Here is a 16,717-nt window from a genome sequence, read left to right as displayed (position 1 = left end):
GACTAGGCTGTGCCCGCGTTCATTTTTTGTGCCTTCCATGGTTGTGGAACTTATGCCTTACTCAAAGTTCTACCTTACTCAATATTGTTTATATATACCTTATAATTGTGGCCGTCTTCAACCCGGAAAGTAATTGATTTGTCCTGTTCCGTTTCATAGTCGAGGAACACGTCGAGTGTAGTATCGTAGACCTGTGTACTGTTTCCTGCGGTTATATTTACGTTTACAAGAGCGGGAGCACCATTTGTATGTGAGTCGAATGCAAGCAGTTCCTCGCTGTATTGCAGGTTTTCAAAACTTGCATCATATGTATTGCGGCTTATCTGGTTGTATTCGTAAAACGACACTATGGTCATGTTGTTTGCGTAGTAGTTATCTACCCAGTCCCGGAACATTGAGCGGCTTATTGAGTATTTTATTGCAGGTTCGATGTCAAGTTGATGGGTGAATACCGGATAGGACATGCCTGCTTTTGATGCAGGCTCCCACCATTCCCATGTATCATCGTACAGGTTTCCTACATCCCTTTCCGCATGAATTGTTGCGTCCCCGTTTCTCCAGGTCATTCCCAGGTTCTCATATGCATAAATCGCATGCGTAAGGTTATCGCGGTTTCTCAGACAGCACCAGCTTGTTGGTTTTTGGCCGATTTTTTCATACACATATAAGTATTCTTCATCCATCACTCTGTATGCTTCTTCAAGTGGAAGGCTGTTTAATTCCTTTGTGTAGTGTATGCCAACTTCCCAGGAATCGTTAGCTACAAGGCCGCGCAGATACTCGACGTATGTTTCGTTTGATTTTTCAAACATTCCCTTATCAAACCACATTGTACCTCTATACCCTTTATCATTCAGGTAGTCAATTCCTTCCCCTGTTGTATTCATTGGTAGAGGTCCGTCAAGTCCGAACGGGATCATCTTACTATTCCCGACTGCAGTTATGAGTTTTCTGTCCGCTGTCTGGTTTATATTGTATATATCAACATTAAGGCAGGTACCTTCTCCAATGATGAAAGATGTGAACTTGATATATCCACTTGAAAAATCGATGTACGGCAGCTGCTGCCTGTCAAGGTTATAGAATGGAGTAATTATGGAACTGCCATCCTGTGCGTAAATTATGTTTGTTTTATTGCAACCGTCAAATACTATTTTGAAATTTACTTTTTCCGACGCGTTACCGAGAATAACTTTTTCGTATTTGGTTTCTCCAGAAGAGTCTCTATAATAACTCTTAAGTGTAGTCTGATCCTCGATTTCCTGAATTATCAGTCTTGAGCCCGGACTATCCAGTTCAATAAAGCTCTGAGAGTCATCCGCATTTATGTCCATCGAGATTTCATAGGCACACTTAACCATTGGTGTGAGGTTACATATGTACAGAGCCCCTGCCTGCCTTGGTTCCTCAAGATAGTGAATTATCGGGACAGAGGTACATTTACAAAAAGTAAAAATATCCAGGTTGCTTCTAAAGCGTCCCAGGTATTCATTGATTCCAAAACAAGATATAACATCCATACCTGGAAGCAAACTGCATGGGATTAGAGGAGAGTCTCTTACATTCGTATACTTCAACCCGTCTGAAGTGCTATTAAAACATACTTCTGATTCTTGCGTTGCATATATACTTGAATATAATTTATCATAAATTTCTTCTCTGTGAACCTTCGCGATAAAAACATTGGCTGGAAGATCGTCTGCTTCGGAATAGTTCTGCGAAAACAGGATGATACTACCCTGATTAATATTCTCAATTATTTTTGAGCTATCTGCGTCCGGGGATGCATACGCTCCTCCGATCCACAGGTAATTTAACATAATCAGTATGAAAATAGACACTTTTAGATGACTGAAGCTCCTCACTAAATCACCAGAATTAATTTATAATTATATCTACACTCACCATGAACTTTTATAGCTTTTGACTCAACAGCCTTCTAAAAGATCTCCTGAAAGTTCTTCGCTTAACTATTTCAGGAATCGCTCCGTATACTCGAATCTTTCTGAGGCATGTAAATTCTTTTATTATCCAGAATTCTTATTTTCCAGTAAAAATTTCGTTCTATTTACTATCACCTATAAATGAATGTTTTCTTTTCGTATCAGATCCTTGAAAGCCTTTGTTTTACTGCTTAAAACTATAGGAATTACTTCCGAATTTAACAACATGCTTAAAAAAATAGTATGGATTAAATTTGGACTCTTAGAATATTTCTACTTTTTATAGTTAACATTATTTTATTACTCAGGGGCATCCTTTTGTTATAGAGTTTCAATTAACTTCATATTATAGAGGAAGATTTTTTTAATAAATATTTCAGGAACGTCTCAGGATTCTTTTTTAAGCTCATTGATTTTTCCATAATAGATGTTTCTACTCTTAGAGAAAAAAATAAGGAGAATCATAGGGTTATTGGGGCAGCTAATGAAAGCTAAGGATAATATTTTCTAAATTTCTCAATAACGGTCTGAATCCGGGTTTAAAGCGCATATTTAAATTGCATTTAAAGCATACCTTTATTGTTTACCTATAACATTTTATATTACCAATACGAAATCACCGGCATGAACATGATGATAAATATAAAAAAGATTCCACTCGCTTTCGGAAATGGGACTTCTGAGCTGAATATCCCTGAGAAGAATATTTCCAGCCTGATCCTGCCTTCCGAACCTGAAAAAAAGGAGGATGGAGCCAGCTTAGTCCGGAAAGCGCTCGAAAACCCTGTGAAAAGCAAGAGACTCTCCGAGATTGTGAACCCTGAGATCAGGATTGCGATTATCGTAAGTGATGTTACCAGGCCCACCCCTACAGCAAAGGTTCTCCCTCCTTTACTCGAAGAGCTTTACCTTGGGGGGGCAAAGGATGAGAATATCACTATTGTCTTTGCTCTCGGACTTCACCGCCAGCAGACTGAAGAGGAGTGTAGAAAGCTCCTGGGTGAGAATATTTCCAAAAGTATCAGATTTGTCCAGCACGATAAAGACAGGTGCAGGCACATAGGGGAAACGAGTTTTGGGACTCCGATTGAAATCTTTGAAGAAGTTCTGGATGCAGACCTGATTATCAGCACAGGGACAATAGAATTCCATTATTATGCAGGTTATGGCGGAGGAGGAAAGTCCATCCTCCCAGGGGTCAGTTCGGAAAAAGCCGTACTCTCATTCCACAGTCATTATAGCAAACTCTTCGAAGGCGAACCTCTTTCGGGTAAAGTCGATAGCCCTGCAAGGAAAGATATTGAAGAAGCTGCAGGAACTGCAGGCCTTGGTTTTATCCTGAACGTGGTGATCAATAGCAAAAAAGAAATTATTGCCGCCGTTGCCGGGGATTTTATCCTGGCTCACAGGAAAGGGACAGAATATGTAGATACAATGTATAAGGTGTCCATAGAGCCTGCTGATGCAGTAATTGTTTCCTGTGGGGGCTATCCCAAGGATATCAACCTCTACCAGGCAACAAAAGCCCTGGAAAATGCTGTCCCTGCCGTAAAAACAGGAGGCTCGATTGTACTTGTAGCTGAGTGTGCAGAAGGGATAGGAAACCAGGTCTACGAATGCTGGAATAGGGAATGCAGAAGCCCGGATGATGCTATAGAACGCTTCAAGCAGTTCTTCGAGTTTGGAGGACATAAAAGCGCAATCGTTGCAAAAGCCGCAAAACAGTTCAAGCTCTATATTGTTTCGAAACTTTCCGAGGAGGAAAGCAGAAAAGCTTTCTTCATTCCTTCAAAAAGCGTACAGGAAGCCTTTGAAAATATTCTTGCAGAAAATCCCGGGGCAAAAGTTCACATAATACCCGATGGAGGGTGGACTCTGCCTGTCCGAAAATGAAAGAAAAGGTCAGTAGTAAAGCCGCAAAAATAAATAGATCGCAAAAATCGAACTGTTTGTTCGACTGAAGTTAAAAGTGTAATTTTAATCCTGAATATTGTTTACCTATATAGTTTTATATAATCAATACGAAACCATCGACATGAACATGACGACAAATATGAAAAAGATTCCACTTGCTTTCGGAAATGGGACTTCTGAGCTGAATATCCCTGAGAAGAATATTTCCAGCCTCATCCTTCCTTCGGAGCCTGAAAATAAAGAAGATGAGGCTCTTTTAATCAGGAAAGCGCTCGAGAATCCTATCAAGAGCAGGAGACTCTCGGAGATTGTAAACCCTGATATCAGGATTGCGATTATCGTAAGCGATGTTACCAGGCCTACTCCTACGGCAAAGATCCTTCCTCCTTTACTCGAAGAGCTTTATCTTGGGGGGGCAAAGGATGAGAATATCACAATTGTCTTTGCTCTCGGGCTTCACCGCCAGCAGACTGAAGAGGAATCAAAACAACTGGTTGGAAACGATATCTACAAAAAAATCCGGTGCATCCAGCACAACACTTCCAGGTGCAGAAGGATCGGGGTAACCAGCCGCGGGACTCCTATTGATGTCTTTGAAGAAGTGCTCGGTGCTGATTTTGTTATTGGGACTGGAGGAATTGAGTTCCATTACTACGCAGGGTACAGTGGTGGGGCAAAGTCCGTACTTCCCGGTGTAAGCTCGGAAGAGTCAGTGCTTACTAACCACAAAATGATGATAGAGGAAAATGCGGTTTCCGGAAGAGTAGACAGCCCTGTCAGGCAGGACATGGAAGAAGCTGCAAAAATCTTTGGTCTTAAGTTTATTCTTAATGTTGTGCTTGATAGCAAAAAAGGGATAGTTGCTGCCGTTGCAGGTGATTTTATCGAAGCCCATAGGAAAGGGGTCGAGATTGTGGACGCCATGTATAAAGTGCCAGTGGAACCTGCAGATGCTGTGGTCGTTTCCTGTGGGGGTTATCCTAAAGATATCAATCTCTATCAGGCAAATAAAGCTCTGGACAACGCGACCCAGGCTGTAAAGGATGGCGGCTCTATCATCCTTGTAGCGGAATGTGCCGAAGGGATAGGAAACCAGGTATACGAATGCTGGAACAGGGAGTGTAAAACTCCAGAGGATGCAATAGAGCGCTTTAAGCACTGCTTCGAGTTTGGAGGACACAAGAGTGCGATCGTTGCAAAAGCTTCAAAGAAATTCAAGCTCTACCTTGTCTCGAAGCTCCCGGAAGAAAAAGCCAGAAGTGCGTTTTTTACTCCAATGGCAAGTATGCAGGACGCCCTGTATGCAGTTATCTCGGAAAATCCCGACGCAAAAGTTCACCTGATGCCTCACGGGGGGCAGACCCTGCCTGTCAGAAAAGAAAATTGAAAGCTTCTGCAAAATCTGAAGTAAATAGATCCATCAAAAAGATCCATCAAAACAGGATCTTTTTATTTTCCTATTTTTCTGTCTCTTCTTCATTATCATCTTCTTTTCATTTCTTCACTTTCCTTCATTTTTTTCATTTTTTTCATTTTTTTCATTTTTTTCATTTTTTTCATTTCTTCGCTTTCTCTTTTTCTTCACTTCGCTTCTTGTTTTCTGAATAAATTTCTATTATTCCTGATAACTCGTATGCCACTTCATCCCGCCTTCCCTTAATGAGTATAAAGATACATCAGTTACTCCGAAAACTTTAATCCACAATATAAATCATATAGTAAGTATACCTGCTTTTGTTTATTGCGAAAACAAGGTAAAATGGAAAAATAGATAGCGCATAAAAATGCGCCTGTTTTTTAAAAGGAGCAGGCTTAAACGCCTGTTGATTCGACTGCCTTGTTTGATGCTGGCTCCAACATTTCCTCTTCCTCATCTTCAAACCTGAGCCTGAAAGCCTTCTTCAGGAATTCGGGTGAAAATTGGGGTGTCATAAGGCTTATCACAATAAGGGCAAGGAGAGAAAGGGGAGTTGCGATCAGAATCGGGTCTACAACGGTCCAGGTGCCTGAAAGTAAAGTTGCCTTTCCGAAAATTGCCTGGCAGATCCCGAGAGGAACTGCTTCTTTTGCATGGACAAAAGTCAACCAGAAGAGGCTACTTAAAGACCCGATTATAAGGCTTGCAGTTGCTCCGGCTTTTGTTGTACGCTTCCAGAAAAGTGCTCCAATAAACAAGGGCAGGAAAGCAGCCGTACACAGGCCCATGAACATGGCAGTAGCTCTGGCAATAATACTTATGGGCAGGATATATGCCAGAACGACTGCGACAAGGATGGTAAAGGCAATACCTAATCTTGTAACGTGAACTGTCGCTGTGGACTTGCCTTTCATAATGCTCTGCTGGTAGACATCATACCCTATGGCTGTACCCATCGTATGGAACTGGGCAGCTGCGGTAGACATTGCAGCTGAGAGCAGGCTGAGCATGAAGAGCGCTACAAACATTTCAGGCATGGCATGGTTCAGAAATGTAGGCATTATAAGATCGGTGTTTCCATCCTTCACGACCTGAAGGGCAATCATGCCTGTAGTCTTGAAGAAATATACATTGGAGAGAGCTCCTACAAGATAAGCGACTCCTGCCATCATCAGGATGAAAGGGCCTCCAATAGCGACTGCTCTTTTCAGGGAACGGTCATCTTTTACAGTCATGAACCTGACTGCAAGTTGCGGTTGTGCAAGTACTCCTATTCCCACACCCATTATGATTGTGGAAAACATTGTCCACCATATAGGAGAGCCAAGTGCAGGCATCGAAGTCCAGCCCCTGTGTCCCTGGTCTACAAGAGCCTGAGGAACAAGGTTTGCCATACTGGTAAGAGCCTGATGGGCTTCAACAACTCCTCCAAGCTTACTGTAAGTAAAGACAAGCAGAAAACCCATTCCCAGCAGCATCAGGACAGCTTGCATGGCATCAACATACATTACTGAGAGAAGGCCGCCCTTAAGCACATAAGAAGCGATTATGATGGTGAAGATTATAAGAGCAATATTGTAGTTGACCCCGAGAGTTGTCTCAAGGAATCTTCCGGCTCCTATGATAACGCTTGCAGCGTAAAGAGGCATGAAAACGCCTATCAGGAGCCCGGAAAAACCCTGAATAAACTTTGATTGGAAGCGTTTTCCTATAAATTCAGGGTAAGTTATGGCTCCCAGATTTAGCCCCATACGCCGTGTAGGGGGACCAAAAATAACGAAAGCAATGAATATCCCAAAAAATATATTCATAAACACAAGCCACAGAAGCCCCATTCCTAAAGAAGCGGCTACTCCTCCGAATCCTATTATTGCAGAAGTGCTGATAAACGCAGCTCCGTAGGAAAGAGCCATAATTGCAGGATGGACACCTCTACCTGCGAGCATATACCCTTCGGTCTGGGAATTCTTCTTGTATCCCAGGTAGGCAACATAGAAAGTGGCTGTAAGATAAATAATTACAAACAGGATAAGAGTTGAAGTACTGACTGCCATAAAAATCATTCCAGAATAGTATTAACTGCTGTTTTGCACAGGCGTGTTTAAAAATCGCCCTAAATAAGAGTCAAACTTAACCCAGAATCGGTTTTACTGATCCTGAACTGTTGTTCTCTGAGCCCCACTCTTAACTGCCTGTTCTTCTTCCCCGCCTTTCCAGTTCAATACCCCATAAACCATGCATCCGAGTGCACTTAATACGCAAAATACATATGCAAGCCAGATCTGTGGGTCCTCAATTCCTAACACTAACATTTACTACACACCTGCCTAAAATTTTCCTGCTATTGGCTAACATGACACCTGTTAGCACAGTACATTATAGCTTTTTGTTATTTAAATATGTTGAGCGGGGTAAATTTCGCATTGAAGTGAACTTAAAATACGAGAGGTTAGTTTCGGAAACTCCTGATTTCTTTCTCTTCCTGCAGCCGGACTTGATCCATGACTTATCTCCTGCCTCTTATGAACTGTATTCGACATGCTGGCAGGAAATAACAACAGATGAGCTTACTATAGTATTAAAAGAATCATAAGAACCGGACTAATAAAAGAATACTCCCTGGCTCGGGAAGTAATTCATTTTACTCCGGAGATATCTTTTTAGATCCTCAAAATGTAAAATATCTCAGCGAGCCTGTCAAGCAGCCTGTCAAAAATAAAAAAAGTAAAAAAGATTTCTGCTTTTTTTGACTTACACAGATTTTCAGGTTATTTTTCAGTTTATTTTTCAGCTTATTTTTCAGCTTATTTTTCAGCTTATTTTTCAGCTTATTTTTCAGTTTATTTTTCGGCTTATTTTACTACAGTTTCTCAGAGTTTTTATTTATGCGTACACTCAGTAATTTCCCCACTGAGGTCTTCCCTGAGCATACTGATAGCTTTTTCAAAATCCTCTGTCTGGCCGAGCACCCACATCAATTTGACGAGGGACGTTTCAGGCAGAGTATCTTCTCCTTCGATTGCACCAGCCTTCAGCATATCACGGCCCGTATCATAAACACGGTCGCAGATCCTGCCGTTAAGGCACTGCGATGTGACTATTACAGGCATTTTTGCGTCCCCAGCCTTCTGGAGAAGGGGAATCCATTTTGTGGAAACATGACCGAGACCTGTACCCTCAATAACAAGCCCTCTATAGCCATTACTTATATAATAGTCAAGGACTGTCGGATCTGCTCCCGGAGTGAACTTTACAATGGCACACTTTGGTTCCATACCCGGCTTAAATTTCAGGGCTTTTTCTCCGCGTCTGGTATAGTCAATAAAAGCCTTTATTTCTCCTGTACTGTAGTCTACAGTCCCTATCGGAAGGGAGTTTACGGACTTGAAAGCATCCCTGCGGGAGGTGTGCATTTTCCTGACTTTCGTCCCCCGGTGGATCTCACAGAAATCGTCAGAGGTTGTGCCGTGCATAACCACCACGACTTCGGCAATATCGCTTATAGCAACTCTGGCTGCGCAGATTGCGTTCATTGCATTGTCGCTACTCGGGCGGTCTGCGCTTCTCTGGGAACCTACGAATACGATAGGTACGGGAGTTTCGATCATAAAGGAGAGGGCTGCGGCAGAGTACATCATTGTGTCTGTCCCGTGAGTAACAATTATTCCCTCAGCTCCGGCTTCGATTTCTTCTACAACGGCTTTTGCGAGGTTTTGCCAGGAGTCGGAGTCCATATTTTCGGAGAGGATACTTGAGATTACCCTGCCTTTAAAGTCCGCAATTTCTTTCAGTTCCGGGATTGCGGTGAGAATATCGTCAGCAGTAAACTGGGATGAGACTGCGCCTGTACGGTAATCGATCTTGCTGGCAATTGTCCCGCCCGTAGAGAGGATTGCAATTTTAGGGAGTCCGGGCTTTGAAACTTTTTCCGTTGCTTTTTTAGACTCTTTTACGCCGTTTCTGCCTCCATTGCTTCCGTTTGCAATTTCCCCGTTATTTTCCAGAAGAGTTATCCTGACCTTATCAATAGAAAAACCGGCGTTATACCCGCTTTTCATTTTTATTGTGATATACCCTTCCATGGAAGGCATTACTTTGCCTTCATAGACAGTACCGTTCTTTTCAATACGTACCCAATCGCCCTGTTTGAATTCCATGAATGATCCCTTTCTGCTGAATTTTTAAAGTGCTATAATTCTGTATAAGTGCTGTAATGCAGATAGATATTGCAGATAGATATTGCAGATAGATATTGCAGATAGACGTTGCAGTAGATGTAATGCAGTATAATCTGTACGATACTAAGAATGTGTGATACTAAGAGGTCTAAATAATATTAAAATTAAACGTGTTTTCTCGTGCTTAAAACCGCCGAATTCAGCTTTTCCTGTACTCTTCAACTACTGCGAGCAGGTTTTCAAAAGCCGAGTCTATTATATCTTTCAGGGTTGCAATTTCCTGTTCGTTCAGTTCAAGCTCAGCCAGCCTCTTTGATAGATAATGCCACATTTCTTCCGGAGCAGGACCTCCTGCAACTTTCCTTCTTTTGATATTCGAGACCGGGTTGAGAGCTTCTTTTACCATCTTTTCTGTCAGCCCCAGGCTTGAAAGCGATTCTCCGAGCACGACTTCGGTTACGGAATCGATCTTCTCCATAGTGGGCTTTTCCCTGTCCCGGGCAAGCATCCCGACGATCTGGTGGGCAGTTCTGAAGGGAATTCCTGCCTCCCTGACAAAAGTATCCGCAAGCTCGGTAGCTGTCGTAAAACCGGTGACCGACTGAGCTGCAAGTACTTCGGAGTGGATTTTCATAGTCCTTACCATCCCTTCCATTATCCTGACCGAAGCCCTTACGGTTTCAACTGAACGCCAGATATTGGGGGTTGCTTCCTGCAGGTCGCGGTTATAACTCAGGGGCAAGCCTTTGCAGATTGTAAGAAGGGACATCAGAGCACCCACAGCCACTCCGGTTTTCCCGCGCATTAATTCTGCAGTATCCGGGTTTTTCTTCTGGGGCATAATCGAAGAAGTGGAGGCGTATGTGTCATCCAGTTCGATAAAGTTGAACTCGGACGAAGACCAGACTACCAGTTCCTCAGCCATCCGGCTCAGGTTTATCATGAGATTTGAAAAAACAGAAGCACATTCAATCAGGAAATCCCTGCTGCTAACTGCATCCATTGAATTTTCCAGCAGGCCTTCAAATCCCAGGAGTTCCTGCGTACGTTTCCTGTTCAGGTTAAAGCCTGTAGAAGCAAATGCAGCAGCCCCGAGCGGGCAGAGGTTTACCCTGGAAAACGCATCCTGTACCCGGTCAAAATCCCTGCCGAGAGCAGATTCGTGGGCACAGAGGTGATGGGCAAGGGTGGTCGGCTGGGCATGCTGAAGGTGAGTAAAACCGGGCATGAGAGTTTCAGTATGTTTTCCTGCAAGGGCGACAAGAGTTTTTCTGAGAGCAAAGATTTCTTCGAGCAGGCCGAGAAGTTCTTCTCTGAGGGTCAGTCTGATACAGGTTGCAACCTCATCATTTCTGGAACGCCCCGAATGCATCCTGCCTCCGACATCTTCTCCTACAATGTCGATGAGCCTGGATTCAAGCGAGATGTGTATGTCCTCGTAGCTGAAGTCGAGCTTTTCCATGCCTTCTTCCCTTATCTTCAAAAGCCCGGTGAGGATTTTGCTGCAGTCTTCTTCTTTTATAATCCCCTGCTCTTTCAGCATTACCGTATGGGCAAGGTCCACCACTATGTCAGCATTGAAAATCCACCTGTCAGCCTCCATAGAGGAGGTGTAACGTAAAATTTCCTCATCCTGGGCAGCTTCAAGCCTGCCTCTGCGTAAAATATTGCTCATCGGGTTTCCTCTGTATAATTGTGAAATAGATCTGTATTGTGGGAGTCTTTATGTAATAATGATCCTTGTGAGATAAATGATATTGTGAGCTTTCCTGGAATCTCTGCTATTTCCTGGGATTTCTACCATCCTTAATTTACAGGCATTCAGGGAGTATGAAATCCGCAGCGTGGTATTATTCCAAACACTTAAATACGAATCGGTTTTCAGGGAGTTTCCCTCTAGAGTAACATTAAGACGTATCAGTGGTTTCTTGCTTTTTTCCACAAGAGACTGGAACTCCGCAAAGGTTGGAGACCTTTCTGACTTATTCAGTTTTCTGGTATTTCCTGAAAAAACTAATCCTTAATAAGAGCATAAGTTCATTCAATGTCCGTAGTCTCAAAGTACAACCGAATCGCAGCCGTCTACGACCTGATGGAATTACCGATAGAGATTTTCTTATACGGAACGTGGAGAGAGGAAGCGCTTTCAAACCTCAAAGGCAGAGTTCTGGAAGTAGGAGTAGGGACTGGAAGAAATTTGAAATACTATCCTTCGGGTTCTCTGGTGACAGGAATTGACAATAGTGAAGGGATGCTTGAGAAAGCCCGGGAGAAAGCCGGGGGCATGCAAAATATCACCCTTTCCCTTATGGATGCCGAGCACATGGAGTTTCCGGACAATACCTTCGATTATGTTGTCACAACCTTTGTCCTCTGTTCAGTTCCTGATCCTGTGAAGGCTTTAAAGGAAATGAGACGTGTCCTTAAACCTTCAGGGGAGCTGGTAGCCCTTGAACACATGCGCAGCAAAAATCCTCTTATCGCCCGGATTGAGGATTTGATCAACCCAATTATGTTTTTCTTTATCGGGGATGACATGACCCGGAATACAGTGGGGAACATCAAAAAGGCTGGATTCACTATCACAGAAGACAAAAATCTGGCTTTTAAGGATGTTTTCAAAAAGATACGGGCAAAACCGTAAAAGATTTTATTCAGAGCACTTTGATTGTAGTATCATACTCAAGTACTTTGATTATTGAGTCCATATCCAAAGATGTCTGCAATTTCCTCGATCTCAAAATATAACCGAATCGCACCCATTTATGAACTGATAGATCTCCCGCTGGAACTACTCTTTTTCCAGAAATGGAGAAAAGAGGCTCTTTCAGGCCTCAGTGGAAAAGTTCTGGAAGTCGGAGTGGGAAGCGGAAGAAATCTGAAATACTACCCTTCAAATGCTCAGGTTACAGGAATTGACAACAGTGAAGGGATGCTCGAAGAAGCTAGAAAAAAGCCAGGGAAATGAAAAATATCAATCTTTTCCTTATGGACGCAGAGCATCTTGAATTTCCGAATAAAGCTTTGATTATGTGGTTACTACTTTTGTCCTCTGCACAATCCCTGATCCCATGAGAGCTTTCAAAGAAATTAGGCGGGTTCTGAAACTCTCAGGTGAGTTGATAGCCCTTGAGCACGTACGCAGCAGCAACCCTCTTATTTTCAGGTTTGAGGAATTAATTGATCCTTTTCTATTTTTTCTGCTTGGAGATCATACGACCCGACATACCCTGAAGAATATCGAAGAAGCCGGATTCAGGATTCTGGAAACAAAAAAACTGGCTTTTAAGGATGTTTTCAGGAAGATTCGGGCAAAGCCGTAAAAAGTTTTTATGATTTTACTGGCTATCGAGTTGTACGACTTACTTCACGAGATGTAAATACAGCATTTTTCACTGGGGTTATGGCAAAAATATGTTATGAGAAATAATTCCTTCAGAATCTATACAACATTTGGTTTTGAGAATATCAGGGGTTTTTGTGGTTTGGTTTTGGAATAGTAAATCCCAGCTGAGATATAAAAGTAAAAAGAAGATTGAAGTGGTTGTCCTGTTGTAGATGAAAGTATGGAATTAAGATTTCTGGCGTTTTTGGTCACAATGTTTGGAGATGAATAAGGGCAACCACTAGCTAAAAGCCTATTTATCACATATGGACACGATCATCTATGTTTTTTGGAGTCGTTAATGACTCTGAACTCCTGTTTTTATATCTTCAAAAAGGATTTATCAAGCACAATGTAAAATTTCTAATATTTTTGGGGCACTGTTACTTAAAGGAAATAACCATAGTTATGAATTACTCAAAATTGTTGCAGAGAAAAGGTAGAAATAATTTCAATTCTTGTTTTAATGATCTTAATCGTTAATGTCGAGTTCATACCTGCTTTTCTCTACAGTCAAATTTCAATACATTTTCTAGTGAATCTTACTCGTAAATTATCAACTTAGAGTCTTGGATAAACTTACTCAGAAACAGTTCGCGTATAGATGGTGTTGGAAAAAATTAATTATTGTGTAATTTGGGTATATACCAAAATTCCTCATATATAGTTGTGGTTTACCCAAAAAATATATATCTACCTCATAGAGATTAATTAATCCTAGAAATTAGGAGAAGAAATAATGCGAAAAAAAGTACTTTTGAGTTTAGATGAAGTTGTTTTCTGGAGGTAAATATGTTAGATATTGCCACCTAAGCCTCATGCTCCCAGACAGATAAGAAAAAAATAATTTTCTTATTCGTTGCTTTGACTGTTGTTAGACAGAATTTTGATTAAACATTATCGATTATATATGAATAATTCACAGGCTTCTGGTCATATCCCTGATTTTGACCTCATTACCCATTATAGCGAGAACTGTCACTCGTTTCTCTCTAGAGCCAGTCCCTGGACAAAACTACTCGGGCTCATTGCCATCATTATAATCCTAACCATTGCTCAAAGTGTTGAACTACTGGTGGCACTGTATTCGCTTCTACTCCTTTTATATTGGAAGTCTGGACTTCCAATAAGAAAACTATTTGACTGGTGTCTTTTACCTGTTTTGTTTGTTTTATCTTTAGTTGTTCTATTGATATGGAATGAACCTGGCGTACCATTGTTTTCTCTAAGATTCGCTTGGGTTTCCTTGACTTTGACGGATAATGGATTACTGCTATTGATGCGGCTTTTGCTAAAAGCCCTTATATCAATGACTTCCTCCCTTCTGCTACTCATGACTACTAAATATGCTCACCTTTCAGCCATTATTTACAGAATCTTTCCGTCTCCTCTTAATCAGATATTTTTGATGTCTTACAGATTTCTCTTTGTAACACTGGATATGGTTGATTCTATGGTAAGGGCCTTTAAATCTAGAGGAGGGGGCCTTATCAGGAGTATGAGGAGGCAGGGCCAGACCTTTGCGGAAATCTTTGCACTTGTTTTTATCAGATCTTATGATCAGGCAGAAAGGATAAGCAAAGCCATGGAGTCAAGAGGATATGATGGAACATACACTGCAGCAACGGAAGTTCAACAAATGAGGCCTGTAGAATACATCATTCTGCTGACGCTTTTCTTTGCAGCAGCTTATCTGATACTATTTCATGGTTCACCAATTTAGAGGTGAGTTTTCAATTTATGAAAAAATATCTTGATTTATTACAGGATCATGATTTTCCTGAGCCACATGAGCTGATACACATAGATTGTGCAAGTCATGTCTATCCTGATGGCAGCATTGGCATTCATGAGCTGTGCTTCAGGGTTAAAGAGAGTGAGATCGTTGCCCTCTGTGGGGCAAATGGCTCGGGCAAATCGACTCTCCTGGAGCATTTGAATGGCCTGCTTCTGCCGTCAAAAGGTAACATCCACGTCATGGGCGAAAAGATAGATACCACAACAAAAAAAGATCTGTGGAAGAATGTAGGGATAGTGTTTCAGAGATCGGATGATCAGCTTTTTGCGCCCACTGTCCTAGATGATGTGATGTTCGGTCCACTCAATTTAGGCATGAATAAAGGAGAAGCCTGGGATGCAGCAATGAAAGCTTTAAGGGCTGTAGGAGCTGAGGAATTTATAAACAAGATTCCGAATTATCTGAGTGGCGGACAGAAAAGGCTGGTCTCGATAGCTGGTGTCCTTGCCATGAAGCCAAAAATAATTGCTCTTGATGAACCAACTTCCGACCTTGACCCAAAGCATGCTGAAATCGTTGAAAACATTATCTGTGAATTAAAAGAGGAGCACGGTATAAGCATTGTTTTGGCAACACACGACCTTGACCTTGCTGCACGCATAGCGGATAGAATATGCATTGTAAAGGGAGGGGCTGTAATTGCAGAGGGCAGGCCCGCAGAGATCTTTTACAATATCGATTTACTTGAAGATGCCGGGCTAAAAGAACCTAAGATTGTACAGGTATACAAAGCCCTCTGCGAATTCAGGGGGGTGGAAGTGGAAAAGAAGCCTCTGACTGTAGAGGAACTGGTAAAATCTCTCTAACCCGCGAATAGGTAAGCTGTATCAATCTATATCGAAAAAGCTGTACGAACTGACTTGAATTCTATCTTTTTCAATTTAATTCATTCCTCTCTGGCTAACTTGCAGATTTAAAGTTTGGTGTCATGCCAAACAATCTGGTATCATACCAATTATTAAGTAGTTTGGTTTCAATGAAACATAGTTTAAAATCTGCATATATAAAAAACAAAATATATTAGGAAGTTCCGTAATGGCTCACATACATTTAGAAGATGGTGCTTTCTCCCTGCAATGGGTCTCCGTGTGGTGGATTCTCTCGATAATTTTGGTCTGCCTTTGTATGTACTGGATGAGAAAAGTGAATAAAAGCAATAACAGTAAAGTGTTAACTATAGCCGGGATGTGCACTGCTGCTTCATTTGCGATCTTTCAGGTGAATATCCCTCTGTTTGGGGGCGTTCACATGAATCTAACGCCTCTTATAGGTATCCTGGGAGGCCCTGCAGTTGGAGGGATAATCGTGTTCATAGTGAACATATTATCTGCCGCAATAGGACATGGTGGGTGGGGAATGATTGGAGCGAATACTCTGGTCAATATAACTGAAGTTTTGGTTGCCTACTTTACATACCGTGGACTTGCCAAAGCTAAATTGAGCTCATTCTCAAGAGCCGGTATTGCTACCCTGGCAGGACTTTTTCTTGGCAATGTAACTATGATAGTCATAATATTGGTCTCGGGAATTCAGGGAGTAACCCAGAATAGCACGGATATTCTCTATGGGCTTTCCCTTCTGGCAGGAATCAATATGGGGGTTGCTGCAATAGAGGCTGTACTTACGGGATATGTAGTAGCGTATATACAAAAAGTCAGACCAGACATGCTTCAGGAGGCTGAACCACTTGTATGAGATGGACCGAAAGAAAAGTATGATTCTGTTTGGAGTTTTAAGCCTGATTGTTGTGGGATTAAGCCTGGTTGCCTACAACATCTCAGGCCATATGGGGATAGAAGAGAGATTTAGTAGTGCAGTTGGAATTAGCGCGGAACCGGAAGAGGAAGAGTCCTCAGGCATATTTGGATTTAATATTGAGGGCAATCCATTATATTATGCAATTATCCTTGCTGCCCTGATAATACTGTGTCTGATCATTTATATTAAGGAGTAGAAATACTACCGCCTGCGTCTAATACATGAAGCCATTCAGGACTACATGTTATCTTCAAGCAAGCAAATTAGGCAAGATAATTGATAAGTTCTGCTTAGAGATCTCCATAATTCTGATTGATGCCGGAT

General features: G+C 41.9%; 14 protein-coding genes. 9 read left to right on the top strand and 5 right to left on the bottom strand.

Annotated elements, in window-relative coordinates:
* Positions 1-74: 74 nt before the first annotated feature.
* On the bottom strand, positions 75-1,820 hold the full coding sequence (locus tag ACZ5A8_RS16130; protein WP_464530282.1) for a hypothetical protein: 1,746 nt from the start codon (positions 1,818-1,820) through the stop codon (positions 75-77).
* 753 nt (positions 1,821-2,573) lie between these two features.
* Between ACZ5A8_RS16130 and larAH6 (ACZ5A8_RS16125) the strand changes: the two genes are divergently transcribed.
* Positions 2,574-3,836 carry a nickel-dependent malate racemase, LarAH6 family gene (gene larAH6, locus ACZ5A8_RS16125; RefSeq protein WP_464530281.1) on the top strand — a complete coding sequence of 421 codons (1,263 nt, stop codon included), beginning with the start codon at positions 2,574-2,576 and terminating at the stop codon, positions 3,834-3,836.
* 148 nt (positions 3,837-3,984) lie between these two features.
* A complete protein-coding gene (gene larAH6 / locus ACZ5A8_RS16120; RefSeq protein ID WP_464530279.1) occupies positions 3,985-5,244 on the top strand; it encodes a nickel-dependent malate racemase, LarAH6 family in 1,260 nt (419 codons plus the stop codon).
* A gap of 425 nt (positions 5,245-5,669) precedes the next feature.
* Here larAH6 (ACZ5A8_RS16120) and ACZ5A8_RS16115 read toward each other — a convergent pair whose 3' ends face one another.
* The 4 genes from ACZ5A8_RS16115 to argH all read right to left on the bottom strand — a co-directional run bounded on the left by ACZ5A8_RS16115 (position 5,670) and on the right by argH (position 11,127).
* Positions 5,670-7,328: a sodium:solute symporter family protein gene (locus ACZ5A8_RS16115; protein ID WP_464530278.1), complete on the bottom strand. Its 1,659-nt coding sequence runs from the start codon at positions 7,326-7,328 to the stop codon at positions 5,670-5,672.
* A 93-nt stretch (positions 7,329-7,421) separates the two neighbouring features.
* Entirely contained in the window at positions 7,422-7,586 is a 165-nt protein-coding gene (locus ACZ5A8_RS16110) for a symporter small accessory protein (RefSeq protein ID WP_322222755.1), read from the bottom strand.
* Positions 7,587-8,153: 567 nt separating this feature from the next.
* The gene (gatD, locus tag ACZ5A8_RS16105) at positions 8,154-9,431 is read right to left on the bottom strand and encodes a Glu-tRNA(Gln) amidotransferase subunit GatD (RefSeq protein ID WP_464530276.1); all 1,278 of its coding nucleotides are present in this window, start codon (positions 9,429-9,431) and stop codon (positions 8,154-8,156) included.
* Positions 9,432-9,651: 220 nt separating this feature from the next.
* Positions 9,652-11,127: an argininosuccinate lyase gene (argH, locus tag ACZ5A8_RS16100; protein WP_464530274.1), complete on the bottom strand. Its 1,476-nt coding sequence runs from the start codon at positions 11,125-11,127 to the stop codon at positions 9,652-9,654.
* Between the two features lie 369 nt (positions 11,128-11,496).
* Here argH and ACZ5A8_RS16095 point away from each other — a divergent pair, with 369 nt between their 5' ends.
* From ACZ5A8_RS16095 to ACZ5A8_RS16065, 7 genes are all read left to right on the top strand, one after another.
* A complete protein-coding gene (locus ACZ5A8_RS16095) occupies positions 11,497-12,096 on the top strand; it encodes a class I SAM-dependent methyltransferase (RefSeq protein ID WP_464530273.1) in 600 nt (199 codons plus the stop codon).
* Between the two features lie 72 nt (positions 12,097-12,168).
* Complete coding sequence (locus ACZ5A8_RS16090) at positions 12,169-12,420, top strand: class I SAM-dependent methyltransferase (protein WP_464530271.1); 252 nt, start codon at positions 12,169-12,171, stop codon at positions 12,418-12,420.
* Between the two features lie 64 nt (positions 12,421-12,484).
* A complete protein-coding gene (locus ACZ5A8_RS16085) occupies positions 12,485-12,775 on the top strand; it encodes a class I SAM-dependent methyltransferase (protein WP_464530269.1) in 291 nt (96 codons plus the stop codon).
* A gap of 972 nt (positions 12,776-13,747) precedes the next feature.
* Positions 13,748-14,560: a cobalt ECF transporter T component CbiQ gene (gene cbiQ, locus ACZ5A8_RS16080; RefSeq protein WP_464530267.1), complete on the top strand. Its 813-nt coding sequence runs from the start codon at positions 13,748-13,750 to the stop codon at positions 14,558-14,560.
* A 17-nt stretch (positions 14,561-14,577) separates the two neighbouring features.
* On the top strand, positions 14,578-15,441 hold the full coding sequence (locus ACZ5A8_RS16075; protein ID WP_464530265.1) for an energy-coupling factor ABC transporter ATP-binding protein: 864 nt from the start codon (positions 14,578-14,580) through the stop codon (positions 15,439-15,441).
* 229 nt (positions 15,442-15,670) lie between these two features.
* Positions 15,671-16,330 carry an energy-coupling factor ABC transporter permease gene (locus ACZ5A8_RS16070; RefSeq protein WP_464530264.1) on the top strand — a complete coding sequence of 220 codons (660 nt, stop codon included), beginning with the start codon at positions 15,671-15,673 and terminating at the stop codon, positions 16,328-16,330.
* Complete coding sequence (locus ACZ5A8_RS16065; protein ID WP_464530262.1) at positions 16,323-16,589, top strand: hypothetical protein; 267 nt, start codon at positions 16,323-16,325, stop codon at positions 16,587-16,589. The genes ACZ5A8_RS16070 and ACZ5A8_RS16065 overlap by 8 nt, the downstream gene beginning before the upstream one ends.
* Positions 16,590-16,717 lie beyond the last annotated feature (128 nt).

It is taken from the genome of Methanosarcina subterranea (assembly GCF_055385895.1).
Note: the sequence above shows the minus strand (reverse complement) of the source record. Positions and strands in the feature narration are given on the sequence as shown.